Source organism: Pseudomonas lurida, assembly GCF_002563895.1.
Lineage (GTDB): Bacteria > Pseudomonadota > Gammaproteobacteria > Pseudomonadales > Pseudomonadaceae > Aquipseudomonas > Aquipseudomonas lurida.
In genome coordinates, this window is the sequence record NZ_PDJB01000001.1 from 3825866 (window position 1) to 3851349 (window position 25484).

22 protein-coding genes are annotated in these 25484 nt (G+C 61.9%); 13 read left to right on the forward strand and 9 right to left on the reverse strand.

The window, feature by feature from the left end; all coding sequences use genetic code 11:
* Positions 1 to 61 precede the first annotated feature (61 nt).
* Positions 62 to 712 carry a GNAT family N-acetyltransferase gene (locus ATH90_RS17265; protein ID WP_034106961.1) on the reverse strand — a complete coding sequence of 217 codons (651 nt, stop codon included), beginning with the start codon at positions 710 to 712 and terminating at the stop codon, positions 62 to 64.
* Positions 713 to 880: 168 nt separating this feature from the next.
* On the opposite strand from ATH90_RS17265, the gene xthA reads away from it, so the two are divergent.
* Both xthA and ATH90_RS17275 read left to right on the forward strand, forming a co-directional pair.
* Positions 881 to 1693 carry an exodeoxyribonuclease III gene (xthA, locus tag ATH90_RS17270; protein ID WP_034106963.1) on the forward strand — a complete coding sequence of 271 codons (813 nt, stop codon included), beginning with the start codon at positions 881 to 883 and terminating at the stop codon, positions 1691 to 1693.
* Positions 1694 to 2361: 668 nt separating this feature from the next.
* A complete protein-coding gene (locus ATH90_RS17275) occupies positions 2362 to 3693 on the forward strand; it encodes a substrate-binding domain-containing protein (RefSeq protein WP_098466869.1) in 1332 nt (443 codons plus the stop codon).
* A 126-nt stretch (positions 3694 to 3819) separates the two neighbouring features.
* On the opposite strand, the gene ATH90_RS17280 is transcribed toward ATH90_RS17275, so the two are convergent.
* Entirely contained in the window at positions 3820 to 5049 is a 1230-nt protein-coding gene (locus tag ATH90_RS17280) for an acyl-CoA dehydrogenase (RefSeq protein ID WP_029298342.1), read from the reverse strand.
* Positions 5050 to 5200: 151 nt separating this feature from the next.
* Here ATH90_RS17280 and ATH90_RS17285 point away from each other — a divergent pair, with 151 nt between their 5' ends.
* The 3 genes from ATH90_RS17285 (at position 5201) to ATH90_RS17295 (ending at position 7509) form a co-directional block, all read left to right on the forward strand.
* Positions 5201 to 6133: a LysR family transcriptional regulator gene (locus ATH90_RS17285; RefSeq protein ID WP_034107182.1), complete on the forward strand. Its 933-nt coding sequence runs from the start codon at positions 5201 to 5203 to the stop codon at positions 6131 to 6133.
* A gap of 67 nt (positions 6134 to 6200) precedes the next feature.
* Entirely contained in the window at positions 6201 to 6593 is a 393-nt protein-coding gene (locus ATH90_RS17290) for a MerR family transcriptional regulator (protein ID WP_034107184.1), read from the forward strand.
* A 16-nt stretch (positions 6594 to 6609) separates the two neighbouring features.
* Positions 6610 to 7509: a hydroxymethylglutaryl-CoA lyase gene (locus tag ATH90_RS17295; protein WP_034107186.1), complete on the forward strand. Its 900-nt coding sequence runs from the start codon at positions 6610 to 6612 to the stop codon at positions 7507 to 7509.
* Between the two features lie 621 nt (positions 7510 to 8130).
* Here the strand turns inward: ATH90_RS17295 and ATH90_RS17300 are convergent.
* Positions 8131 to 9765, reverse strand: coding sequence for an AMP-binding protein (locus ATH90_RS17300; protein WP_098466870.1), 1635 nt, complete (start codon positions 9763 to 9765; stop codon positions 8131 to 8133).
* Positions 9766 to 9913: 148 nt separating this feature from the next.
* Between ATH90_RS17300 and ATH90_RS17305 the strand changes: the two genes are divergently transcribed.
* Genes ATH90_RS17305 through ATH90_RS17320 form a run of 4 tightly spaced genes read left to right on the forward strand, consistent with a single transcriptional unit; the run spans position 9914 to position 15440 of the window.
* Positions 9914 to 11077, forward strand: coding sequence for an isovaleryl-CoA dehydrogenase (locus ATH90_RS17305; protein WP_034107190.1), 1164 nt, complete (start codon positions 9914 to 9916; stop codon positions 11075 to 11077).
* An 11-nt stretch (positions 11078 to 11088) separates the two neighbouring features.
* Complete coding sequence (locus ATH90_RS17310; protein ID WP_069077741.1) at positions 11089 to 12696, forward strand: carboxyl transferase domain-containing protein; 1608 nt, start codon at positions 11089 to 11091, stop codon at positions 12694 to 12696.
* Between the two features lie 15 nt (positions 12697 to 12711).
* A complete protein-coding gene (locus ATH90_RS17315) occupies positions 12712 to 13518 on the forward strand; it encodes a gamma-carboxygeranoyl-CoA hydratase (protein WP_098466871.1) in 807 nt (268 codons plus the stop codon).
* On the forward strand, positions 13515 to 15440 hold the full coding sequence (locus ATH90_RS17320; RefSeq protein ID WP_034107196.1) for an acetyl/propionyl/methylcrotonyl-CoA carboxylase subunit alpha: 1926 nt from the start codon (positions 13515 to 13517) through the stop codon (positions 15438 to 15440). The genes ATH90_RS17315 and ATH90_RS17320 overlap by 4 nt, the downstream gene beginning before the upstream one ends.
* Here ATH90_RS17320 and ATH90_RS17325 read toward each other — a convergent pair.
* On the reverse strand, positions 15437 to 16069 hold the full coding sequence (locus ATH90_RS17325) for a LexA family protein (protein WP_098466872.1): 633 nt from the start codon (positions 16067 to 16069) through the stop codon (positions 15437 to 15439). The genes ATH90_RS17320 and ATH90_RS17325 overlap by 4 nt on opposite strands.
* A 131-nt stretch (positions 16070 to 16200) precedes the next feature.
* Between ATH90_RS17325 and ATH90_RS17330 the strand changes: the two genes are divergently transcribed.
* Both ATH90_RS17330 and ATH90_RS17335 read left to right on the forward strand, forming a co-directional pair.
* A complete protein-coding gene (locus tag ATH90_RS17330; RefSeq protein WP_034107201.1) occupies positions 16201 to 16551 on the forward strand; it encodes a DUF6124 family protein in 351 nt (116 codons plus the stop codon).
* 466 nt (positions 16552 to 17017) lie between these two features.
* Positions 17018 to 18169, forward strand: a complete 1152-nt coding sequence (locus ATH90_RS17335; protein WP_034107203.1) for a M14 family metallopeptidase — start codon at positions 17018 to 17020, stop codon at positions 18167 to 18169.
* 82 nt (positions 18170 to 18251) lie between these two features.
* Here ATH90_RS17335 and ATH90_RS17340 read toward each other — a convergent pair whose 3' ends face one another.
* Together ATH90_RS17340 and ATH90_RS17345 are read right to left on the reverse strand one after the other, a co-directional pair.
* The gene (locus ATH90_RS17340; RefSeq protein ID WP_034107205.1) at positions 18252 to 18794 is read right to left on the reverse strand and encodes a cytochrome b; all 543 of its coding nucleotides are present in this window, start codon (positions 18792 to 18794) and stop codon (positions 18252 to 18254) included.
* Complete coding sequence (locus tag ATH90_RS17345) at positions 18791 to 19873, reverse strand: catalase family peroxidase (RefSeq protein WP_098466873.1); 1083 nt, start codon at positions 19871 to 19873, stop codon at positions 18791 to 18793. The genes ATH90_RS17340 and ATH90_RS17345 overlap by 4 nt, the downstream gene beginning before the upstream one ends.
* Before the next feature lie 167 nt (positions 19874 to 20040).
* Here ATH90_RS17345 and ATH90_RS17350 point away from each other — a divergent pair, with 167 nt between their 5' ends.
* Both ATH90_RS17350 and ATH90_RS17355 read left to right on the forward strand, forming a co-directional pair.
* A complete protein-coding gene (locus ATH90_RS17350; protein ID WP_034108452.1) occupies positions 20041 to 20547 on the forward strand; it encodes a sigma-70 family RNA polymerase sigma factor in 507 nt (168 codons plus the stop codon).
* Positions 20544 to 21281: an anti-sigma factor family protein gene (locus tag ATH90_RS17355; protein ID WP_034107209.1), complete on the forward strand. Its 738-nt coding sequence runs from the start codon at positions 20544 to 20546 to the stop codon at positions 21279 to 21281. Before ATH90_RS17350 ends, ATH90_RS17355 begins: the two co-directional genes overlap by 4 nt.
* Here ATH90_RS17355 and ATH90_RS17360 read toward each other — a convergent pair.
* From ATH90_RS17360 to ATH90_RS17370, 3 genes are all read right to left on the reverse strand, one after another.
* Positions 21278 to 22249 carry a Csu type fimbrial protein gene (locus tag ATH90_RS17360; protein WP_034107211.1) on the reverse strand — a complete coding sequence of 324 codons (972 nt, stop codon included), beginning with the start codon at positions 22247 to 22249 and terminating at the stop codon, positions 21278 to 21280. The two genes, ATH90_RS17355 and ATH90_RS17360, sit on opposite strands and share 4 nt — an antisense overlap.
* A complete protein-coding gene (locus ATH90_RS17365) occupies positions 22246 to 24603 on the reverse strand; it encodes a fimbria/pilus outer membrane usher protein (RefSeq protein WP_098467693.1) in 2358 nt (785 codons plus the stop codon). The genes ATH90_RS17360 and ATH90_RS17365 overlap by 4 nt, the downstream gene beginning before the upstream one ends.
* 71 nt (positions 24604 to 24674) lie before the next feature.
* Positions 24675 to 25463 (reverse strand): fimbrial biogenesis chaperone, encoded by a 789-nt coding sequence (locus ATH90_RS17370; protein ID WP_034107213.1) that lies wholly within the window; start codon positions 25461 to 25463, stop codon positions 24675 to 24677.
* Between the last annotated feature and the right edge of the window lie 21 nt (positions 25464 to 25484).

A 25484-nucleotide genomic window follows, 5' to 3' on the forward strand; every position in this document is an offset into this window, starting at 1 on the left:
CGCGGATGCTACACGAGCTGGGGAGAAACTTAGAACTCAGACAATTCTGAAAAATTCTGCGCTAAGCCGTTGCAGCATGTAACGACTGGGGGTTGGGGTGAAAAAACACGTGCTCCAGAACGGGTCCGACAGCGACTTCACCAATTTCCTCATAACCCTGACGCTTGTAGAAATCCAGGTAGCGTGAGTTGCCCGTGTCGAGCACTACACCGGAGGAATGAGGGTCTTCGGCACACCAGTTATGCACGGCCTCCAGCAATTGCTCACCATAATGCTTGCCCTGGAATTGCGGGTGAATACCCAGCAATGGCAGCACGTGCACCGACTCATTGGGCAGGCATGCCAGCACCGCGTGATGGTAGTCGAGGTAGCGCCGCGTACCGCGCACGCCCGTGCTCAGCCACATGCGCAATTGCCAGGCCCAGCTCTCGGTAATCCCCAGGCGCCGCTGCGGTGGCGCGATCAAGGCGATGCCGATCAACCGGTCGTTGACGAACAGGCCAATGGCCGGAAGCTTCTGAAAAAAGTGCTGCTTGACCAGCTCGCGCACGGTGGCGCGTACCCGCTGCTCGTAGCCCGGCCGCTCGGCTTCAAAGATATAGGCAAAGGTCGGCTCGTGACGGTAGGCCTGATACAGCAGGGAACGGGCCTCGCGGGAATAGCCGCTGTTGAGCAGGCGAATTTCGGCAATGGCAGTCGAGGTGTCAGGCATACGATCAATCTCCCTGGGCACCGCTCAGGAGGCGGCGTTCTTATGGGTACGAACCCACGCAGCACGAGTCGTTCCCAGACATTAGCAGTGCATCTGTCCTACCGCCACGCTGGCCCCCGTCCGACTTGTCCGCTAGCATCGCCCTTTTGCCAGACTGGACTGCCGACCATGAAAATCGTCTCCTTCAATATCAACGGGCTGCGCGCCCGCCCTCATCAGCTGGCGGCGCTGATTGAAAAGCACCAACCCGACGTGATCGGCCTGCAGGAAACCAAGGTCCACGATGATCAATTCCCACTGGCCGAAGTCCAGGCCCTGGGTTATCACGTGTACTACCACGGCCAGAAAGGCCACTACGGCGTGGCCATGCTCTCGCGCAAAGAAGCCTTGAGCGTGCACAAAGGCTTTGCCAGCGACGAAGAAGATGCCCAGCGTCGCTTTATCTGGGGCACCTTCGCCGACGAAAATGGCCACCCGGTCACCATCATGAACGGCTATTTCCCCCAGGGCGAAAGCCGCGACCACCCCACCAAGTTCCCGGCCAAACAGCGCTTTTATGAAGACTTGCAGCACCTGCTGGAAAGCCAGTTCAGCAATGACCAGGCACTGGTGGTGATGGGCGATGTGAATATTTCCCCGGAAGACTGCGACATCGGCATCGGCGCCGACAACGCCAAGCGCTGGCTGAAAACCGGCAAGTGCAGTTTCCTGCCAGAAGAACGCGAATGGATGGCCCGCCTGAAAAACTGGGGCCTGGTCGACAGCTTTCGCCACCTCAACCCGGACGTGGCCGACCGCTTCAGCTGGTTCGACTACCGTAGCCGTGGCTTTGAAGACGAGCCCAAGCGCGGGCTGCGCATTGACGTGATCCTGGCCTCCAATGGCCTGCTGCACCGGGTCAAGGACGCCGGCGTGGATTACGATCTGCGCGGCCTGGAAAAACCGTCGGACCACGCGCCGATCTGGCTCGAACTGAGCTGAAAACACCCTCCTTTGTGGGAGCGATAGCCACAGGTTGCTACAGAACGCTGTAGCAACCCCGGTAACCACGATGCGAAGCGAGCCGCTTTTGATCTTGATCTTGATCGTGCTTTTGATCTCAGGCGCCCCATCAAACACGCTGGCCGGAATTCGACAGGGATTTGGGGGGTAAACCGGCAGGGATGCCGGTTTAGCCGCCCCGCGCCATGGAGGGCGCGTGGCGGCGGCCCCCCAAATCACTGTCGGATTACGGGCACACCGAGCGTGAGCGAGGTGCCGAGTGTTGGGGCAAGAGCCTTTTGGTTACTTTGGGGCTCTTTTCCAAAGTGACCCGCCGTCAGGGCGGAACCCATAGCAGCCGTGACCTAAATAACGGATATGTACCCGGTCTGATCCGACATCCAGGCCGGCTGTCAGGCCGCCTTCGCGGGCAAGCCCGCTCCCACATTTTTGGATCGTGGGGTGACAGTTAGATTGCCGTCGGCTGTCAGACCGCTTTCGCGAGCAAGCCCACTCCCACATTTTTGGATCGCGGGGTGACAGGGAGATAGTGGTTGGCTGTCGGCCCGGCTTCGCGGACAAGCCCGCTCCTACCGTCGAGCGTCATATTGTTGAAACCTGCCTGACTTATTCTCGTCGCACTCCCTTTGGCTTGAGAAGGTGCCAGCATGAAGCTGCGCGTTCTGTTCCTGCTGACCCTGTTACCCCTCGTTTCCATGGCTGCTCCCCTCCCCGTTCCCGATCAAGGCCCTGCGTTACGCATCCAGGGTTCCAACACCATTGGCGCGGCGCTGGGTCCGGCGTTGGTCAAGGGGTTGATGGAACACCAGGGCTTGCAGGGCGTGCACATAGAACCCGCCGAAGGGCCCAATGAACAGCGCGTGATTGGCAAGACGCGCCAGGGCAAGGCCGTGACCATCGAGGTCGCGGCCCATGGTTCCAGCACCGGGTTCACGGCGCTGAAGAAAGCCACCGCCGACCTGGCGGCATCGTCTCGTCCGATCAAGGACAGCGAGTTGGTCGACCTCGAACCCCTCGGCGACCTCAAGAGCCCCGAAGCAGAGCAAGTGATCGCCATCGACGGCCTGGCGATCATCCTCAACCCGCAAAACCCGTTGAATAGCCTGAATACCGAGCAACTGGCGCAGGTCTTCAATGGTGAAGCCAGTACCTGGGAGGCCGTGGGCGGCGTCGGCGGGCCGATTCATGTGTATGCACGTGATGACCAATCCGGCACCTACGACACCTTCAAGGACCTGGTGCTGCGCCTGCGTGGCAAACCACTGGCACCTTCTGCCAAGCGCTTCGAGTCCAGCGAGCAACTGTCCGACGCGGTCAGCCAGGATCCCCAGGGTATCGGCTTTATCGGCCTGCCCTACGTGCGCCAGGCCAAGGCAGTGGCGATTGTGGACGGCGACTCACAACCGATGTTGCCACTGAACAGCCTGATTGCCACCGAGGATTACCCACTGTCCCGTCGGTTGTTTTTCTACCTGCCGCCGTCGGGCCATAACCCGTGGGCCAAGGCGCTGGTGGACTTTACACAGAGCAGCAAGGGCCAGGCGATCGTCGCGGCCAGCGGGTTTATCGCTCAGCAGGTGCAGGCGATGGATGTCGAGCCTCGCGCCTCGATGCCCGAGGACTATCAAGCGATCGCGCGTGAAGCGAAGCGCTTGACGGTGAACTTTCGTTTCGAGGAAGGCAGCGCCAGCCTGGATAACAAGGCTCGCCAGGACCTGCAACGGGTGGTGGCCTATATAAGAAGCCACGCCAAACTCGACAAACAGGTCACGCTCGTGGGGTTCGGCGACGCGAAGAATGACCCGCAGCGAGCGGCGTTGCTGTCGAAGCTTCGGGCGATGGCGGTGCGCCGGGAGTTGGTCAAGAGCGGCGTGGTGCTAAGGGAGATTCACGGGTTTGGCGCACAGATGCCGGTCGCGGCGAATACGGCAGATGAAGGCAGGATCAAGAATCGGCGGGTGGAGGTGTGGGTGTACTGATCCGGGGGTTGCGGGGTGTCTGGGCCGGCCTCTTCGCGAGCACGCTCCCACAGCCGAGCGCATTCTCATGTTGGAATACGGTCGACTGTGGGAGCGGGCTTGCCCGCGAATACAGGCAACTCGGTGTTACTGCCCGCTGCGCATCAGCTCTTTAGGCACGTACTTGCCAATCTCGAACTTGCCGATCGCCGCCCGGTGCACTTCGTCCGGGCCGTCGGCCAGACGCAGGGTGCGTTGCATGGCGTACATGTAGGCCAGCGGGAAGTCATTGGAAACCCCGGCACCGCCATGGATCTGGATCGCACGGTCGATCACCTTCAAGGCCACATTCGGCGCGACCACCTTGATCTGGGCGATTTCGCTTTTTGCCACTTTGTTACCCACGGTGTCCATCATATAGGCCGCCTTCAGGGTCAGCAGGCGCGCCATGTCGATCTCCATCCGTGAGTCGGCGATCTTGTCGATATTGCCGCCCAAACGTGCCAGCGGCTTGCCGAACGCAGTACGACTGACGGAGCGTTTGCACATCAATTCCAAGGCGCGCTCGGCCATGCCGATGGAACGCATGCAGTGGTGGATACGGCCTGGGCCAAGGCGACCCTGTGCGATTTCGAAACCACGGCCTTCACCGAGCAATACGTTTTCGTAGGGCACACGCACATTGTCGAACAGCACTTCGGCGTGGCCGTGGGGCGCGTCGTCGTAGCCGAACACTGGCAGCGGGCGCACGATCTTCACGCCGGGGGCGTCCACCGGCACCAGGATCATCGAGTGCTGCTGGTGGCGCGGCGCATCCGGGTTGCTCAGGCCCATGAAGATCAGGATCTTGCAGCGCGGGTCGCAGGCACCGGAGGTCCACCATTTCTTGCCGTTGATCACCCACTCGTCACCCTGGCGCTCGGCGCGGGCAGCCATGTTGGTCGCGTCCGAGGACGCCACGTCCGGCTCGGTCATGGCGAATGCCGAGCGGATCTCGCCGCGCAACAATGGCTCCAACCAGCGTTGCTTCTGTTCTTCGTTGGCGTAGCGCACCAACACTTCCATGTTGCCAGTGTCGGGGGCGGAGCAGTTGAACGGTTCCGGCCCCAGCAAGGAGCGACCCATGATTTCCGCCAGGGGTGCATATTCAAGGTTGGTGAGGCCGGCGCCCAGTTCGGATTCCGGCAGGAACAGGTTCCACAGGCCTTCGGCTTTGGCCTTGGCTTTCAACTCTTCCATGATTGCAGTGGGCTGCCAGCGGTCGCCTTCGCTGACCTGGCGTTCGAACACCGGCTCGGCCGGGTAAACGTAAGCGTCCATGAACGCAGTGACGCGTTCACGCAGTTCCTGAACCTTGGGCGAATAGGCGAAATCCATGAGCAGCTCCCTTCTCTGAGAGGTTGTTTAGGTCATGCAATCGATGCTAGAACAGCGCTGATAATTTACCTAGCCTATTCTCGGCGTGTATTAACATTCATCACCGATATATGATCGACGTATGGCCACCTAACAATAAGAGCGCAACGAAATGAATCTGAGCAAGGTCGACCTCAACCTGTTTATCGTCTTTGACGCGATCTACACCGAAGCCAACCTGACCCGCGCCGGGCAGATTGTCGGCATCACCCAACCGGCGGTGTCCAACGCTCTGGCCCGACTGCGCGAAACCTTCAACGACCCCCTGTTCGTGCGCACCGCCCAAGGCATGGTGCCCACCCCGATGGCGCAGAACATCATCGGCCCGGTGCGCAATGCGCTGTCGTTGCTGCGGGTGTCGGTACAGGAAAGCCGCATCTTCAACCCGCAACAGGCGGCCAAGACCTACCGCATCAGCATGACCGACCTCACCGAGGCCGTGATCCTGCCGCTGCTGTTCCAGCGCCTGCGCCGCCTGGCACCCACTGTGGTGATCGAGAGTTTCCTGTCCAAACGCCGCGAGACCACCAAGGAGCTGGCTGCCGGGCGCCTGGATTTTGCCGTGGACGCGCCGCTGAACACCGACCCGCAGGTGCGCCACGTCAAGCTGATGGAAGACCGCTACGTGTGCGCCATGCGCAAGGGCCACCCCATGGCCGGCAAGGACAAGCTCACCCTGGACGACTACCTGTCGCTGACCCATATCCATATCTCCAGCCGCCGCAATGGTCTGGGCCACGTTGACCTGGCCCTCGGCAAGATGGGCATCCAGCGCAAGATCGCCCTGCGCTCCCAGCATTACCTGATGGCGTCGCAAGTGTTGCAGCAAACCGACATGGTCATGACCGTACCCGAGCGCTTCGCCCGTCGCCACGAACTGCACTGGTTCAACCTGCCGGTCAACGATGTGCCGCCGGTTGAAACCCACCTGTACTGGCACGAAAGCACCGACCAGGACCCGGCCAACCGCTGGATGCGCGAGCAGATGATTGAGTTGTGCCAGCAGGTGACGGCCCACGAGAAGAAGTTGGATGGCAAGCAGTGAGCGCGCGCCCTTGACGTTTACGTCAACCTGCCATTAGCTTAACGCCAAGACCTTCTTGAGCGCCCCCATGAGCACGACCTACAGCATCTCCGACCTCGCCCGCGAGCTCGACATCACCACCCGCGCCATTCGATTTTATGAAGAGCAAGGCCTGCTGGCCCCGGAGCGCCGGGGCCAGGAGCGCATCTACTCGGCGCGCGACAAGGTCAGCCTCAAGCTGATCCTGCGCGGCAAGCGCATCGGGTTTTCCCTGGCCGAATGCCGCGAGCTGATCGAACTCTACGACCCAAGCAGTGGTAACCACGTCCAACTCAACAGCATGCTGGCAAAAATCGCCGAGCGCCGTGAGCAGTTGGAACAGCAACTGCTGGATATCGAACAAATGAAGCTGGAACTGGACACCGCCGAAGAGCGCTGCACCCAGGCCCTGGCCCATACCATGCGCCAGGCTGGCCACTGATCAGAAGGTAACTGCCATGTCCCTCCCCTCACACGTACGGCTGGTGGAAGTCGGCCCGCGCGACGGCCTGCAGAACGAGGCCCAACCCATCAGCGTGGCGGACAAGGTCCACTTGGTCGACGCGCTCAGCGCTGCCGGCCTGAGCTATATCGAGGTCGGCAGCTTTGTCTCGCCCAAGTGGGTGCCACAAATGGCCGGTTCGGCGGAGGTTTTCGCGCAGATCCAGCGCAAGCCCGGCGTGACCTATGGAGCCCTGGCGCCAAACCTGCGAGGTTTTGAGGACGCATTGGCGGCCGGCGTCAAGGAAGTTGCGGTGTTTGCGGCCGCGTCCGAGGCGTTTTCCCAGCGCAATATCAACTGTTCCATCAGTGACAGCCTGGCGCGTTTTGCGCCGATCATGGCGGCGGCCAGGCAGCACGGGGTGAACGTGCGTGGCTATGTGTCGTGCGTGCTGGGTTGCCCGTATGAAGGCGAGATCGCGCCGGAGCAAGTGGCGGCGGTCGCGCGGGAGTTGCATGCCATGGGCTGCTATGAGGTGTCCCTCGGCGACACCATCGGCACCGGCACGGCAGGCGCCACGCGGCGGCTGTTCGAGGTGGTCGGGGCGCAGGTGCCTCGGGACAGGCTGGCGGGGCACTTCCATGACACCTATGGCCAGGCCATCGCCAATATCTACGCCAGCCTGCTGGAAGGGATCACGGTGTTCGACAGCTCTATCGCGGGCCTCGGTGGCTGCCCCTACGCCAAGGGCGCCAGCGGTAACGTCGCCACGGAAGATGTGTTGTACCTGCTCAACGGCCTGGGCATCCATACCGGTATCGACCTGCAGGCATTGATTGGCGCAGGCCAGCAAATCAGCAACGTGTTGGGCCGACCTACCGGCTCACGGGTGGCGAAGGCCCGTAACGCCGGTTGAGTAGCGTAGCCGTGACAATGTGTTACCGCACGCCTACACATCGAGTAACACGGGAACATATTTTGTCGTATTTGCCGTAGGCCATTTCCTACATAAAATTTATCTTGTTGATTTTACAGGGTTTTTAAAAGTTGGCACGGCTTCTGCTATCTCTATGGCATAACAAGAATAAAAAGCGCCAAACCTAATAAAAATAAGACGAAACGACTCTGACATAACAAAAACAACACGGCAGAGACGCAGCTAACAGATTTTTTTGGAGAAGATGTGCTTCGCAGGGTACGGCGTGCCGAAACCCGCAACCGGTTAGAGAAAAATAAAACTACCTCAGGTAGCTACCCACTGGTTGGATCGATAACGAAGAAGCAGGTCAGCGCTCAAAAAAATACGTTTGCTCTTGACCCCGGATGGGGGTCGCTAAAAACAGCGGTAAAGGGAAACGGTTGCTAAAAACAACAATAGACCGCCCCTCAATAATAAAAAAAGAGCACGCAACGACAAATTAAAGGGGACCTTCGGGTCCCCTTTGTGCTTCCCGGGTTTTGACAATTCACCTGACACGCTGCCATTCAATGTGAGCGCTGGCTTGCCTGCGCCCACAAATAGACACCAGGCAGCCAGTCACTCCTGCGTTCGCAGCTCCTCGATGCTGATTTCGCGCATGCGGAATTTCTGGATCTTGCCCGTCACGGTCATCGGAAACTCATCCACGAACTTGAAATGCTTGGGCGTCTTGAAGTGTGCGATGCGGCCCTTGCACCAGGTTTGCAGCTCAAGCTCATTGGCCACATGGCCTGGATGGAACTTGACCCAGGCGACGATGGCTTCGCCGTAACGCTCATCCGGAATGCCGATAACCTGCACATCCGCCACCGCCGGATGAGTGAAGAAGAACTCCTCCAGCTCACGCGGATACACGTTCTCGCCGCCGCGAATGATCATGTCCTTATTGCGCCCGGCGATACATACGTAACCGTGGGCGTCCATGCTCGCCAGGTCGCCGGTGTGCATCCAGCCGGCGTCGTCGATGGCCTCGCGGGTGGCGTCCGGGTTGTCCCAGTAGCCGAGCATCACGCTGTAGCCACGGGTGCACAACTCACCGATTTCACCGTGCGCAACCGTATTGCCATCGGCGTCGATGATCTTGTTTTCCAATTGCGGCTGGGTGCGCCCGACGGTGGTCACGCGGCGCTCCAGATCGTCATCCGCCCCGGTTTGCAAGGACACCGGGCTGGTTTCAGTCATGCCGTAGGCAATCTGCACCTCGTTCATGTGCATCTCGCTGATCACGCGCCGCATCACCTCGATGGGGCACGTGGCGCCGGCCATGATGCCGGTGCGCAGGGTGGACAGGTCGAAGTCACCCAGCCGTAGGTGATCGAGCATGGCGATGAACATGGTGGGCACGCCATACAGGCCGGTGGCGCGTTCTTCGGCGACGGCGGTGAGCGTCAATAGCGGATCGAAGCCGTCATTGGGATAGATCATGGTGGTGCCATGGGTGATGCAGCCCAGGTTGCCCATGACCATGCCGAAGCAGTGATACAGCGGCACCGGGATCACCAGGCGGTCTTGCGCGGTCAGGCCCAGGCTTTCGCCGACCATGTAGCCGTTGTTAAGGATGTTGTGGTGACTGAGGGTGGCGCCCTTCGGAAATCCGGTGGTGCCGGAGGTGTATTGGATGTTGACGGCCTGGTCGAAGTGCAGGTTGGCCTGGCGGGTGTGGAGTTTGTCGGGCGCAATGCCTGCCCCGAGCGCCGAGAGCTGCGTCCAGGGCAGGAATCCCGGGGGTGGGCTGGGGTCGAGGCTGATCATGCCGCGCAGGTCGGGGTTCAGTGCCTGCAGCATCCCATGGTAGTCGGAGGTCTTGAACGACCCGGCGCAGACCAGCCATTGGCAGCCGGACTGCTTGAGCACGTACTCCAGTTCACTGCTGCGATACGCCGGGTTGATATTGACCAGGATCACGCCGAGCTTGGCGCTGGCGATCTGGCTGATGCACCACTCGGCGCAATTGGGTGCCCAGATCCCCAGCCGGTCGCCAGCCTGCATGCCCAGGGCAAGAAAGGCACGCGCGTGCAGGTCCACCGTTTCAGCCAGCTGCCGCCAGGTGTAGCGGCGCTGCTGGTGACGCACCACCAGGGCCTCGCCATCGGGATGGAGTGCGACGGTTCGATCGAAGGCCTGGCCAATGGTCATGGCCAGCAAGGTCTTGTCCTGAGCGCCACGGCTGTAGCTCTGATTCGGTTGATCCATAACGACCCCTGTTGTCTTTTTTGTAGGTTGACGTAAACGTAAACTACGATTGACAGCGCCGTAACGCAAGTTTACGTTAACGTAAAGGTGAGCGCCCTCCCCTGGCGCCCTCCACACAACAACAAAGCTCACATTAAGGTGCCTGTCCATGAGTTACCCGTCCCTGAACTTCGCCCTCGGTGAAACCATCGACATGCTGCGCGACCAGGTGCAGTCCTTCGTGAGCAAGGAAATCGCGCCCCGCGCGGCCCAGATCGACATCGACAACCTGTTTCCCGCCGACCTGTGGCGCAAATTCGGCGACATGGGCTTGCTGGGCATCACCGTGCCGGAAGAATACGGCGGCGCCGGCCTGGGTTACCTGGCCCACGTGGTGGCCATGGAAGAGATCAGCCGGGGCTCGGCGTCGGTGGCGTTGTCCTACGGCGCGCACTCCAACCTGTGTGTGAACCAGATCAACCGCAACGGCAACCACGAGCAGAAACTCAAGTACCTGCCCGCACTCATCAGCGGCGAGCACGTCGGCGCCCTGGCCATGAGCGAGCCGAACGCCGGTTCCGATGTGGTCTCGATGAAGCTGCGCGCGGATAAACGCGGCGACCATTACGTGCTCAACGGGAGCAAGACCTGGATCACCAATGGCCCCGATGCCAGCACCTATGTGATCTACGCCAAGACCGACCTGGAAAAGGGCCCGCACGGCATTACCGCGTTCATCGTCGAGCGCGACTGGAAAGGCTTCAGCCGCAGCAACAAGTTCGACAAGCTGGGCATGCGTGGCTCCAACACCTGCGAACTGTTCTTCGACGACGTGGAAGTGCCGGAGGAAAATATCCTCGGCGCGCTCAATGGTGGCGTGAAAGTGCTGATGAGCGGCCTCGACTATGAGCGCGTGGTGCTGTCCGGCGGCCCTACCGGGATCATGCAGGCGTGCATGGACCTGATCGTTCCCTACATCCACGACCGTAAGCAGTTTGGCCAGAGCATCGGCGAATTCCAGCTGATCCAGGGCAAGGTCGCCGACATGTACACCCAGCTCAACGCCAGCCGCGCCTACCTCTACGCGGTGGCCCAGGCGTGCGAGCGTGGCGAGACCACGCGCAAGGATGCGGCCGGGGTGATTCTCTACAGCGCCGAACGCGCCACGCAAATGGCGCTCGACGCGATCCAGATCCTCGGTGGCAATGGCTACATCAACGAATTTCCGGCCGGGCGCCTGCTGCGCGACGCCAAGTTGTATGAAATCGGCGCCGGCACCAGTGAAATTCGCCGGATGCTGATCGGTCGCGAACTCTTCAACGAAACCCGCTGAAGGAGCGCCCCATGGCCACCTTGCACACCCAGCTCAACCCGCGCTCGGCGGAGTTTGCCGCCAATAGCGCGGCGATGCGCCAACAGGTCGACGCCCTCCAGACCCTGCTTGCCCATGTGCAACAAGGCGGCGGCGCCAAGGCCCAGGAACGGCACACTTCGCGCGGCAAACTGTTGCCTCGCGAGCGTATCAACCGTTTGCTCGACCCAGGCTCGCCGTTCCTTGAACTCAGCCAACTGGCCGCCCACCAGGTGTACGGCGAAGACGTGCCGGCCGCCGGGGTGATCGCCGGAATCGGCTGCGTGGAAGGCGTCGAATGCATGATCGTCGCCAACGACGCCACGGTGAAAGGCGGCTCCTACTACCCGCTCACGGTGAAAAAACACCTGCGCGCCCAGACCATCGCCGAGCAGAACCGCCTGCCATGCATCTACCTGGTGGACTCCGGCGGTGCCAACCTGCCGCGCCAGGACGAAGTGTTTCCGGACCGCGAGCACTTCGGGCGGATCTTCTTCAACCAGGCCAACATGAGCGCCCAGGGCATCCCGCAGATCGCCGTGGTGATGGGCTCGTGCACCGCAGGCGGCGCGTATGTGCCGGCGATGGCCGACGAAGCGATCATGGTGCGCAACCAGGCCACCATCTTCCTCGCCGGGCCACCCCTGGTGAAGGCCGCGACCGGTGAAGTGGTGAGTGCCGAAGACCTCGGCGGTGCCGATGTGCACTGCAAGGTCTCCGGTGTGGCCGACCACTATGCCGACAGCGATGAACACGCGCTGGCGTTGGCGCGGCGCAGCGTGGCCAACCTCAATTGGCGCAAGCAGGGTGAGTTACGGCAACGCCCGCCGGTGGCGCCGTTGTACAGCAGCGAAGAGTTGTACGGCGTGATCCCCGCCGACGCCAAGCAGCCGTTTGATGTGCGTGAAGTGATCGCGCGCCTGGTGGACGGTTCGGTGTTCGATGAGTTCAAGGCCCTGTTTGGCACCACGCTGGTGTGCGGTTTTGCGCACTTGCACGGCTACCCGATCGCGATCCTGGCCAACAATGGGATTCTGTTCGCTGAGGCGGCGCAAAAAGGCGCGCACTTTATCGAGTTGGCCTGCCAGCGCGGCATTCCTTTGCTATTCCTGCAAAACATCACCGGTTTCATGGTCGGCCAGAAATACGAAGCCGGCGGCATCGCCAAGCACGGTGCCAAGCTGGTCACGGCAGTGGCCTGCGCCAAGGTGCCGAAGTTCACGGTGATCATCGGCGGCAGCTTTGGCGCCGGCAACTACGGCATGTGCGGCCGCGCCTATGACCCGCGCTTCCTATGGATGTGGCCGAACGCACGCATTGGCGTGATGGGTGCCGAACAGGCGGCCGGCGTGCTGGTGCAGGTCAAGCGCGAGCAGGCTGAACGCGCCGGCGTGGGGTTCAGCGCCGAAGAGGAGGCGGCGATCAAGCAGCCGATCCTCGACCAGTACGAGACCCAGGGTCACCCCTACTACTCCAGCGCACGCCTGTGGGATGACGGTGTGATTGACCCGTTGCAGACCCGTGACGTGCTCGCGCTGGCGTTGTCCGCGTCGCTGAATGCCCCTATCGAGCCGAGCCGCTTCGGCGTGTTCCGCATGTAAATGGAGCTGTACCCCATGAGCGATTTCAACACCCTCGAACTGATTACCGACAGCCGTGGCTTCGCCACGCTGTGGCTCAGTCGTGAAGCCAAGAACAACGCGTTCAATGCCGAAATGATCCGCGAACTGATCATCGCCCTCGATCAGGTGCAGGGCGATCCGTCCCTGCGCTTTCTCGTCCTGCGTGGGCGCGGCAAGCACTTCAGCGCCGGGGCCGACCTGGCCTGGATGCAGCAGTCGGCCGAACTGGACTACCACACCAACCTGGACGATGCCCGCGAACTGGCGGAGCTGATGTACAACCTGGCCAAGCTGAAGATCCCCACCCTCGCGGTGGTGCAAGGCGCGGCCTACGGTGGCGCGCTGGGCTTGATCAGTTGCTGCGATATGGCGATTGGCGCGGATGACGCGCAATTCTGCCTGTCGGAAGTGCGCATCGGCCTGGCGCCGGCGGTGATCAGCCCGTTCGTGGTGCAAGCCATTGGCGAACGCGCGGCGCGGCGTTATGCCCTGACCGCCGAGCGTTTTGGCGGCCAACGCGCGCGCGATATCGGTTTGTTGGCGGAAAGTTACCCCCTTGGCGAGCTGGACCATCAGGTGGAACAGTGGATCGCCAACCTGCTGCACAACAGCCCGGCGGCGATGCGTGCCAGCAAGGACTTGCTCCGCGAAGTGGGCCACGGCGCCCTCACCCCGGCCCTGCGCCGCTATTGCGAAAATGCCATTGCGCGCATTCGCGTCAGCGCCGAGGGCCAGGAAGGCTTGCGCGCCTTCCTGCAGAAACGTCCACCGAGTTGGCAGCCCCAGGAGCCGCGTTCATGAGCACATTGACGACACTGCTGGTGGCCAACCGGGGCGAGATTGCCTGTCGGGTGATGCGCACCGCCAAGGCCATGGGCCTGACCACTGTGGCAGTGCACAGCGCCACTGACCGCGATGCACGCCATAGCCGTGAGGCGGATATTCGTGTCGACCTGGGTGGCAGCAAGGCCACCGACAGCTACTTGCAAATCGACAAATTGATCGCCGCCGCCCAGGCCAGTGGCGCCCAGGCGATTCATCCAGGTTATGGCTTTTTGTCGGAAAACGCAGGGTTTGCCCGCGCGATTGAAGCAGCCGGCTTGATCTTCCTCGGCCCGCCCGCCTGCGCGATTGATGCCATGGGCAGCAAATCGGCCGCCAAGGCGCTGATGGAAACCGCAGGCGTGCCCCTGGTGCCGGGTTACCACGGCGCAGCCCAGGACCTGGAAACCTTCCGCGCCGCCTGCGAGCGCATCGGCTACCCCGTGCTGCTCAAGGCCACGGCCGGTGGCGGCGGCAAAGGCATGAAGGTGGTCGAGGACGTCAGCCAATTGGCCGAAGCTCTCGCGTCGGCCCAACGTGAAGCGCTGTCGTCCTTCGGCAATGGGCAGATGCTGGTGGAAAAGTACCTGCTCAAGCCTCGCCACGTGGAGATCCAGGTGTTTGCCGACAAGCATGGGCATTGCCTGTACCTCAATGAACGGGACTGCTCGATCCAGCGTCGTCACCAAAAAGTGGTCGAGGAAGCGCCTGCGCCGGGGTTGAGCGTGGAACAACGCAGGGCCATGGGCGAAGCCGCCGTGCGCGCAGCCCAGGCCATCGGCTATGTCGGGGCCGGCACCGTGGAGTTTTTGCTCGATGCGCGCGGCGAGTTCTTCTTCATGGAGATGAACACGCGGCTGCAGGTGGAGCACCCGGTGACCGAAGCGATTACCGGGCTGGACCTGGTGGCTTGGCAGATTCGCGTCGCCCAGGGCGAGGCGCTGCCGATCACCCAGGAGCAGGTGCCGCTGATCGGCCATGCGATTGAAGTGCGCCTGTATGCCGAGGACCCGGCCAATGATTTCTTGCCGGCCACCGGGCACCTGACGCTGTACCGCGAATCCACCCCGGGGCCGGGGCGCCGCGTGGACAGCGGTGTGGAGCAAGGCGACAGCGTATCGCCGTTCTACGACCCCATGCTCGGCAAGCTGATCGCCTGGGGCGAGGACCGGGAACAGGCGCGACTGCGGTTGTTGGGCATGCTCGACGAGTTTGCCGTGGGCGGGCTCAAGACCAACCTGAGCTTTTTGCGGCGCATCATCGGGCACCCTGCGTTTGCGGCGGCCGAGTTGGATACCGGGTTCATTCCGCGTTACCAGGAAGAGCTGCTGCCAGCACCGGGAGCACTCAGCGATGAATTCTGGCAAGCCGCAGCGGCGGCCTACATCCAGAGCTTGCCGCCGGGTGATGGACCTTGGGCGGACACGCGGGGGTTTCGTGCCGGCCTGCCAGCCGAGGTTTCGCTGCATTTGTGCTGCAATGGCCAGGATCGACTGGTGACATTGGGCCCAGAGACGCCAACGTTGCGGGGTGAACAGTTGCTGATCGAGCAACAGGGCGTGCGCCGCAGCCATCTGGCGGTGCGTCATGGCCACACGGTTTATCTGCGTTGGGATGGCGAGATGCAAGGCGTGACGCTCTTCGACCCGATTGCAGCCGTCGAGGCCAGCCAGTCTCACCAGGGCGGCCTGACAGCGCCTATGAACGGCAGCATTGTGCGAGTACTGGTAGAGGTGGGCCAGCAGGTGGAGGCCGGCACGCAACTGGTGGTGCTGGAAGCGATGAAGATGGAACACAGCATCCGCGCACCCCAGGCCGGGGTGGTCAAGGCACTGTTCTGCCAGGAAGGCGAAATGGTCGCGGAAGGTTGCGCGTTGGTGGAACTCGAAACGGCGGGTTAAAACTTTGCCGTAGCCTGCACGACCACACCAAGAACTCGACAATCGGCGGTCAACAACTGTTTCGGATAGGTGGGATTGAGCGGCACCAAGTAGCGCTGGCCGCCCTCTTCCAGCAACTGGCGAAAGGTCGCCTGGGGACGCTCTGCCCACTGGGCAACCACCAGTCTGCCGGGTTCGGCGGCAATGGCCGGGTCGACCAGGATCATCATTCCCGCACTGACGCTCAGGCCGCTGGGCGCAGTCATGGCGTCGCCCGTGACCGGCAGCCAGAACGCGTCGCCATGGGCCTGATAATCCGTCAATTCGAAGCGGGCTGCGCCGTAGGCCGCTCGCTCTTCGCGAACTTCGCACAGCCTTTTCCAATCGCTGACCGGGTAACGGAAATACGGGTTGTAGTTTTTTCGCGGGGGCGCTTGATTGGCACGCTCGCGAATATCCAGCGCAACTTCCAGGTACCCCAGCCCCAGCGCTGCCAGCACCCGGTTCATGTCCACCAGGCTCGGCGCACGGCGTTTGTTGAGCCAATGGCCAACGCCGCCCTGGGACATGCCCAGGCGCTCCGCCAGTTCACCCTGCGTGACCTTGCGGTCTTCCATGTTGGCCCTGACCAACGCGATCCAGTTATCCATGGGGGCTGACGATACGTCACGCAGGTTTCAGGGCAATAAACAGTTTGTAGTAATCCATAAAACGACATAAATACGATACGTACTATCATCGGACATAAGGTTTTCGACACCCACCCAGAGTACCGCCCCTTATGACGACAAGCCCGTATCTCCTGCCCGAAATCCCTGAAGACGCCGAACTGCACGACCTGCGCAGCAGCGGCGCCGCCCAGCGTGCGTTGGACTTTTACTTGAAAGAAGATATGTCGGCATCAGTCCCTGATGGGACGCTGTTTGCCATCAAGCCAGGCATCAGCCAGGAAGAAGCCCTGGTGCATGCCTCCGATCTGTTGCGCAGCGCAGCGGCCACGGCGTATGAATCAGCGAGCAGCCATCAGGGCAGTCATCGGGACCTGGCGTTTTCAGTGGTGTATTTGATCGATATGGCGAAAGCGATGGTGGAGCGTTCGTTGCAGGTGCCAGAGGCTCAGGCGAACGGCTAACAGGCGCGAAGAAAAAAAATTTCTATCTCGTGGATAAAAACATTTGACTTGCAAATGATAATGATTATTATTGGACCCAGCTGATCGCGAGATCAGTCGATAGACCAAGGGACCTTAGGTCGGACTCTTGGAATATCTCCTCATCAGGCTAATCACGGTTTTTGACCCGGCTCTTTGGCCGGGTCTTTTTTTTGCCAGTTTTCCTGGCATGGCTTCAGGCTAATGAAGACTGTGTGTTGCTCGATGGCGCGCATGGTAGCAAAAGACCATCGCTAAAAGAAAGCCAGGCGGACGCTCTAGCCCAGATCTTTGCGAAATAGCGCTTGAGAATCAATCTCATAGATTCTAAGCTGCTGCGGCGTCACGGATGACGCCCCCCTCCCCCGCGCAACAATTTTGCATCCAGCCTTTACCAGACTCCTGTGTAATATAGCCGCCACAACACTCATATTCAGGCAACCAGACTATGACCGTGGCCTTGACGTCCATCAGGATCAGCACCGACTTCGACAGTGGCAATATCCAGGTACTGGATGCCCATGACTCCTATCAGTTGCTGCTGGCAATCGAACCCGATACGCGCAGTGCACACTTCCAGTGGTTCCACTTCAAGGCCGAAGGCATGCACGTGGGCCACACCCACACCTTTCGCCTGAGCAATGCTGGCAAGTCGTCTTACCCACACGCGTGGAGCGGCTACAACGCGGTAGCGTCCTACGACCATATCAACTGGTTCAGGGTGCCCTCGCGCTTTGATGGGGAAATCCTGCATATCAGCCTTGAGACCCGCGAGAAACAAGCCTGGTTTGCCTATTTCGAACCCTACAGCCGCGAACGCCACGACTGGCTGATCGAGCAGGCCCTGAGTCGCGCTGACACCCAGTTGCTGGCGACCGGGAAAAGCGTCGAAGGCCGAGATATCCAGCTGCTACGGCGTGGCAAGGGTGGCGAGGGCCGACGCAAGATCTGGATCATCGCCCAACAGCATCCTGGCGAGCACATGGCCGAATGGTTCATGGAAGGCATCATCGAACGCCTGCAACAAGACGGCGACGACGAGATGAAAAAACTACTGAAAGTCGCCGACCTGTACCTGGTGCCCAACATGAACCCGGACGGTGCCTTCCACGGCCACCTGCGCACCAACGCCATGGGCCAGGACCTTAACCGCGCCTGGCAGAGCGCCAGCCAGGAGATCAGCCCGGAAGTACTGTTCGTACAACAACAGATGGAAACGTACGGCGTCGACCTGTTCCTTGATGTTCACGGCGACGAAGAAATCCCCTACGTCTTCACGGCCGGCTGCGAAGGCAACCCCGGCTATACCCCGCGTATCGAGGCGCTGGAAAAGCACTTCCGCAGCCACTTGAGCAGCCTGACCCGTGACTTCCAGACCACCCATGGCTACACCCGCGACCTGCCGGGCCAGGCCAACATGACGCTGGCGTGCAACGCGGTAGGCCAGAAATACGACTGCCTGTCCCTGACCCTTGAAATGCCATTCAAGGACAACGACGACGCGCCTAACGCGAAAACCGGCTGGTCAGGTGAACGCTCCAAGCAGCTGGGCAAGGACGTATTGAGTACGGTCGCTGACATCGTGACGACCCTACGCTAACGCTGCGGTAACCGGCTTGTCGGCGATGAGGCCCTTGATGACTGCATGGCTTTGAAGGGCGCCATCGCCGGCAAGCCTGTTCCTACACGCGCTTGCTGCCGGTCATGCTCTGCAACACGCCATCGCGCCGGATCAACCCATGGAACAGCGCCGCCGCCAGGTGCAACAACACCGTCAGGAACAGCAGGTACGCCAAAAACCCATGGGCCTTGCGCAGCACCGCGAACAACGGTGCATTCGCGCCCACCAGCGCCGGCAATTGCACCGAGCTGCTGAGCATCACCGGGTCACCCGCCGCCGAAATCATCGCCCAGCCCAGCAGCGGCAATACCAGCATCAAGGCATACAGCACCAAGTGGGAGGCCTTGGCTGCCAACACTTGCCAAAGCGGCAAGTCGCTGGGCAACGGCGGTTGGCGTGTGGAGAAGCGCACCACCAGCCGCACGATCACCAAGGCCAGGATCGCGATGCCCAGCGGCTTGTGCAGGTGGATCAACCATTCATGCCGTTCTGAGACAGAGGCCGCCAGGCCCGCGCCGATGAACAGCATGGCGATGACCATCAGCGCCATCAGCCAGTGCAGCAGGCGCGCCAGGGGCGCGAAAAACCGTGGTTGGGCATTCATGGCTTCGACTCCTGAGGGGCGCTGTGCAACGAGCTGACTTCGCCGGCGCGGCGCAGATAAGAACTGGCATACGCCGCAGAACGTGCTGCCAGCAAGGGGTCATTGGAGGCTTCGATGCCACGGGGCAGAATCAGCGGGTCGAAGTTGATATCGCGGCAATCACCGTCCGCTTGCGGCTGGCTGCTTTGCACGACCAGGGTGCCGGCGTTGATGACCTTATGCTCGCCGGTCCAGGCCTTGCTCGCATCGTCCAGCGGGTCGCCGGGGTTGGCTAGCGTCATGTTCAACTGCCAGCGCAGCGGCCCGGCTGCCAGGCGCTGCACCAGGTCTTTTTCGAGGAAGTCACTCCCCGCCGGCGCGGCATCCCCCGCCGCATCCTGACTCTGGGGCACGACGCCCCAACGCACGGCCTGGCGCTTGCCATCGGCGCCCACCAGATAAAACGCGTTGATACCGTTGTACGTTTCAGTCGCATAACTGGCAGACGGCTTGGCGGTCTTGACCCAGGCCAAAAACGGCGCGGACTCGGGGTGGGCGGCAAAAAACGCGGGCATGCTCGCCGGGTTCGGCTTGCCGGTGGCAGGGTCCGGTGCGCCGGCCTTGAGCAACTGGTAGAACGCTTCGGGTGTGCCCACCGGGAACACCGGCATGCTGTTCATGCCGGTGCGCCACTGCTGGCCGTTGGCCTGGCTCAATTGCACGGCAAAACTACGGATCGGCACACTGCTGTCCGGCGCATAGGGGTTGCCGCTGGGCAAGGCAAACCGGCCGATCAGCGGGGTCTTGGCCTCGGTGAACACCTGGGCGCTGGAGTAGGCACGGGCTTCGGGACTGCTCTCGAAATACCCTGCGACACACACACCCTTGGCATGGTTACGGCGGAAGCCGGGGTGCACGCCATTACTGGCTTCCAGGGCGTTGACCAGGGTTTTCGGGCGCAGGCGCTGTGGGTCGAGGGTGCCATTGACGTAGGCAAATGCCCCCGCCACAACCGCAACCACGGCACCGATACCCGCCAGGCGCGCGATAAGGCTTGCCGTGCTCAGCGGGGGACGGGGCGGTGATGAGTGATCTACCATGAAGAAACTCCAGGGCCAAAGCCCTTAGGGATGAACATTAGGTCGGAGCATTAAGACGAACGCCGATCGGCTCTATTCCCCGGCCCTGGATTTATTTCCCAACGCGGGGAATAACCTTCGACGCCGCACGTCTCTCTAGTCCCAGCGTAGTAAACAGCCCGATGCCCATGCATGAACTCGACGAACAGTTACGTGAACTCATCCCCAGGCTGCGGCGCTTTGCCGTGTCCCTGACCCGTAACGCCAGCAGTGCGGACGACCTGGTGCAGTCGACCCTGGAGCGGGGGATCATCAGTTGGGCCGATAAACGCGTCGAAGGCGACCTACGCGCCTGGCTGTTCTCGATCCTCTACCGGCAGTTCCTTGATGCCCACCGCCGCACCCGACGCTATGCACGCATGCTGGAATTCTTCACCGGGCGCGACGATGCGCAGCCGTCGGCGGAGCGCACAGTGATCGCCCAGTCGACCCTGCAAGCCTTCGATCAACTCAACACCGAGCAACGCGCGCTGCTGCTGTGGGTCTCGGTCGAAGGTTTAAGCTACAAGGAAGTCGCCGAGATTCTTGAGGTGCCCATCGGTACCGTGATGTCGCGCCTGTCCCGGGCGCGCCAAGCCCTGCGCCAACTCAGTGATGGCGAGATTGCCAGCCCTTCCCTGCGGATACTCAAATGATCAGCCTGCCCCCCAGCGAACGCGATTTGCATGCCTACGTCGACCACCAACTGCTGGAAAGTGATCGCCGTGCGCTTGAAACCTATTTGGCGGCCCACCCCGACGTCGCAGCCCAGGTCCACGCCTGGCAGCACGACGCGCAGCTGCTGCGCGCCGCGTTGGGGGGTGCCCTGCAACAGCCGGCCAACCCTGACCTGGACCCGGCGCTGATTCGCCAGCGTATCAAGCGTCAATCGCGCCGCCACCTCGCCAGCGCGGCGGTGTTGCTGATTGCCGTCAGCTTCGGCGGCCTCGCTGGCTGGCACGCCCGTGAAGCCACACAGCCAGCCCAATTGCCGATGGCCGATGCGATGCAGGCGTTCCGCTTGTTTGCCCAGGACGGCATCATGCCCGCCGACTACAAGGGCGAGGGTGGCGGCACAATGCAGGCCTGGCTCGATCGCTACTTCAACCAGGCGCATCGCCTGCCTGACTTGAGCGCATCCGGGTTTACGCCAGTCAGCGGGCGGTTGCTCACTACCGAGCAAGGCGCCGCGGCCATGGTGCTGTACGAAGACCCGCAAGGGCGGCGCATCAGTTTCTACATCCGCCCACCAGGCCCGGAAAACGGCTTCCTGCCCCGTGGCAGCCGCAGTGCGGATGGATTGCAGGCCCAATACTGGTCCGGCGCTGGCTACAATTATGCGGTGGTCAGCCCGGTGAATCAGCCCGCCCCGGCGATGCAGACGTTCTAGAAACCCACGTCGAGTACTACGTTGTCGAGGTAGGTGCCGGCGGGCGGCGTGCTCTGGTCGCTGTAGATCCTGGCGTTGTAGTTGAACACCTGGCTGCCGATGCCCAGGCCATTGCCGGGATTGACCTCGGCCGTGGAGCTGTCGCGGCGCGCCGCCCCCACACTGCCCCAGCGCGTGGTACCCGCACTTTTGAAGATGTCGTAGGCCAAGTAGTTACCGCCTGAAATCATCCGCCGCCGCCCGCCTACGCCGACGGCGTTCTGGCCGTCGCTCAGCCCCACGTTGTAGGCACTGCCCTTGGTGCAGGAGATACTCGCCTGCCCGCTCACCGTGGTGAAGCCACTGATTACCGGGGCACTGCCAAAGCTGATGTTGGGCGCCGTGATCTGGCAGTCATTGGTGACGGTCATGCTCACGGTCAACGCCGCCGTGCCGCTGCCTACGTCGCGGCCCAGGCAGATACCACCAATGCCGATGCCCGAGCAGTAGTTCCAGTTCCAGGCGATGTTCAAGGTCTCGGTGTACAGCCCCGCAGCGACGTTGCTGCCGGTGATGCTGCTCACGTACAGCGGCACGGTTTTCACTCCAGGCCCTGCGATCAACCCGATGCTCTGGGCAATGCCCCCCGCCCCGCCAAAATCAAACTGCGCCCCCCGGGCTATCGGAAAGCTGGTGCTGTTGCTGCCGTAGATCGTATAGCCGATAACATCGCCGGTAGGCCCGACCATCCCGGTCTTGGATGAGGTAATCGTCGCGTAGAAATGGTCGGAGGACACCAGCACCGAAATCAATGCCGAGGTGCAGCTCAACCCTGAGTTGGCCGTCGAACTGGCCTGCGCCGCCGTGCGCACCGTCATCGAACTGATCGAGCCAAAACTCGCCGGCGCCGTGGTGACCACCGAACACAGCGCCATGGCCTGGCCCGACAACATTACCCCCACGGCAGCCAGCCACCCGATCCCTCTCATTGGCACACCAACGGCCCGATCAACGGCACGCCCTGTTGCTGCTCGTCGATATCGAATCGCGCCTGGCAGGTACGCCCTTCACCCTGCGTGACCTGCAAGGTGTTATGCGCCGAGAGGTTTTCCAGGTACACCAGGCCATCCCAGCCGACCACCGCCTGCTGGTGACTTTGCTCGTGCACCACCAGGCTGCCCAGGGGCAATTCCTGATGCTGGGTGTCCACCAGGGTGACGCTGGCCGCGAGCACCCGGCGCAGGGGGAATTCGAGCAGGTAACCGCTGCCGCGCCGCACTGATACCCGCTGTTCCACATTCGGGCTCTGCACGTTGAGCGGCAGGTTCAACGGATCGATTTCATACTTGGCACGGTAATACGCGCTGCTCCATGGCACCAGCAGGTGGCCATTGCGGTCGGTTTCGCCCACCAGTTGGTTCTCGTAGCGCACCGGGATCCCGGCGAAGCCCTGGGTACTCACCACCACGAAGGCATCGTTGATGCGGTTGGCGGCAAAGGCGTCGCCCCCCATCCACACCAGCGAGCCGCTGGCATCCGCCCACCGTGTCTCGGCGTCGCTGCTGCCATAGACGCCGGCCTGCAACTGCACCGACTGCAAGCGCCACGTCAGGTCAGCCTGCCGGTAGGCCGGGCCATCGCCCTGGGCATAACCGAGGTTGTAGCCCACCCCGCCTTCGCTGGGCACAGCGTGGCTGTAGTTGAGGCGTTGGCGACTGGCGCCGTCCTTGCTGCGCTCGGCGCTCAAGGCCAGGCTGCCGTTGAGATCAAACGGGATCACCAGTTGCGCCTGCATCGCCCAATTGCTGTCACCAATCTCGCGGTTGGCCGACAGGTAGAAACTGGTATTGCGCCACAGCGGCTTGCTCCAGCTCAGGTTGAGCAGGCGCGTACGCGAATCGTCCGCCGCCTGTACGTCGAAATACCCCACGCCCAGGCTGCCGAAACGTTCCAGGTTAAGGCTCAGGGTCACCTGCTCGCTGCGTTTACTGAGGCTGGCGTAAGGCGTGTCGACCAGGGTCAGGTCGGCGTATTCGGCGTGACGCTCCACCCGCTGATAGGACAGGCTGTAGCGCGTGCTGTTGTATTGATAGCCCAGGCTCAGTTGCTGGCCACTACGGCCTTCGAACCGGCTTTGGCTGACAGCGGTATTGAGTACGCCGAAATTGCCCAGCCGCAGGTTGCCACCCACGCCGCCCAGGGTCAGGTCACTGGAGGCTTCGGCATGGCTTTCCAGGGTCAGGTTGTCGGAATAACCATAACGGAAGGTGCCGCTGGCCACGCCGGGGCCATAGGCGAAATCCTTCAGGGCGTATTCACGGCGCAAGGAACCGGCGGCCACCGAAAAATCCGTCAGGCCTTCTTGCAGCAGGGTGCTGGTCACATAGAACGGTACCGTGGTCGACACCTGACGACCGAGGGCATCAGTGGTCACCACCACGGCTTCGCCCGCGCCATTGATAAACGGCACATTGGTCAGGGTGTAAGGCCCCGGTTGCAGCAGCGCGCTCTCAGATTTGTAGCCATTGATGAACAGGTCTACCGACGACGGCACCGCTGCCTCACCCGCAAACTGCGGCAAGGGGTAAGTCACCAGGTCCGGACGCACCGCGAAGTCCCGGGAAAACTGCACGCCACCCAGGCGCACCGAGCTGCTCCAGGGCAAGGCGCCGCTGATCACGTCACCGGCCTCATAGGTCAGCAGCCGCTCATCATCGGAGAAACGCCAAGTGGTGTCATAGCGCCGGTAGCCGTTGGTGAAGGTACTGCTGCTGACGCCATCGGCCAGGGTCTGGCGGTGCTGGCCGGTAGTGGACAAGGTGCCCCAGCTGTCGAACAACCGCACTTCGTTCCAGGCGGCGAGGTAGCTGCCGCCTTCGTCGGTGTCGTTGAAATACAGGTCATAGTTGAGCAAGGCGCCGAAGCTGCTCATCGCCTGGGTACGCGGATAGGTGTTGCGGTTGCCGATGAATTGTTCCTGCAACCACGACGGCGGCACATCCAGCAGCAGGCGCTGGCCGTTGCTGTCGTAATCGCTGTGCAGGCCAGGAATCTTGTCCAGCGCCACACTGCCACTCGGCTCACCCGGCAGCTTCATGCCCACGTCCTGCAACGCACTGGCCGGCACAAAGAGTTGCCCGGCCCGTTGATCGACCGCAATAACGCGACCGGTGTCCATCTGGTTGACCACCAGTTCCAGAAACAACTGTGCATCAGCGACAGCCTCCATACTGCTCGGGGGCGGTGGCAGGTCGCCAGCCACGCCCGGAAGCGCAATCATTGCGCCGCCCAGCCCGCTTACCACCGACAGCCATATACCACGAGCCCGACCACGACTCACCATGGCATTGTGTCCTTCAATGGACATCTCCATCCGTTTAAAACCCGGGGCTATCCTGCCCCGCTACACGCTTGTTACCGTTGCGGCGCGAGGCTCTCCAACTGCGGCGCACCGTTGACCCTGACCTGAAGTGGCTGGTCGGACGACAGCCCATCCGGTACCGGCCAGCGCATGGTCGCGCCGGGCAGTACATAGCCCAGCAAGCCGTCGACCAAGGGCCGCGTCTGCCCACCCTGTTTGAACGCCGCATCGGTGAGGCGCGCATGCACGGCGCCCTGGTTGCGCACTTCGAGGTATTGGCGCCCCGCCACCGTGACGGTGTGCCAGCTCAAGTCCGGTTTGCCGGCGCCCTTGGGGTCGCGCTGGCGTGTGCTGTCTTCCTTGCTCCACAGGCCCGCGCCGTAGGCAAACAGAGGCACTGAATAACGCATCTGAAAGCGGATCGCTGCCGCGGTGTTCTTGCCCTCTGGCGGCGTGGGCACCTGCAAGGGCGAAGGGATTTCATCGATGATGATGCGGTAGGCCAGCTCTTGCCCTGGCGGCACTTCGCGGGTGCGGGTCAGGCGTACCAGTTGTTTTTGCCCTGGCTCGATCCGTGCCACGGGTGGGCTCCCGATCACATCGCGCTGGTTCTGGTATTGCTCGTCGAAACCGCTCTGGCTCCAGGCGAATACGCGAATCTGCAGGCTTGCAGTTTCGGTCCCGCGGTTTTCCAACCACAACGCGCTGGCCTGTTGATCGGCCTCCAGCACCGGGTCGATGGGCCAGATCAGCACTGAGCTGGCCGCCTGCACAAACCCCGCCGTGCATGCAGCACTCAAGGCAAGACCCGCGGCCCACAGCCGCCGGGAAGGTGAACGCATAACCCCACTCCTTATACCAAT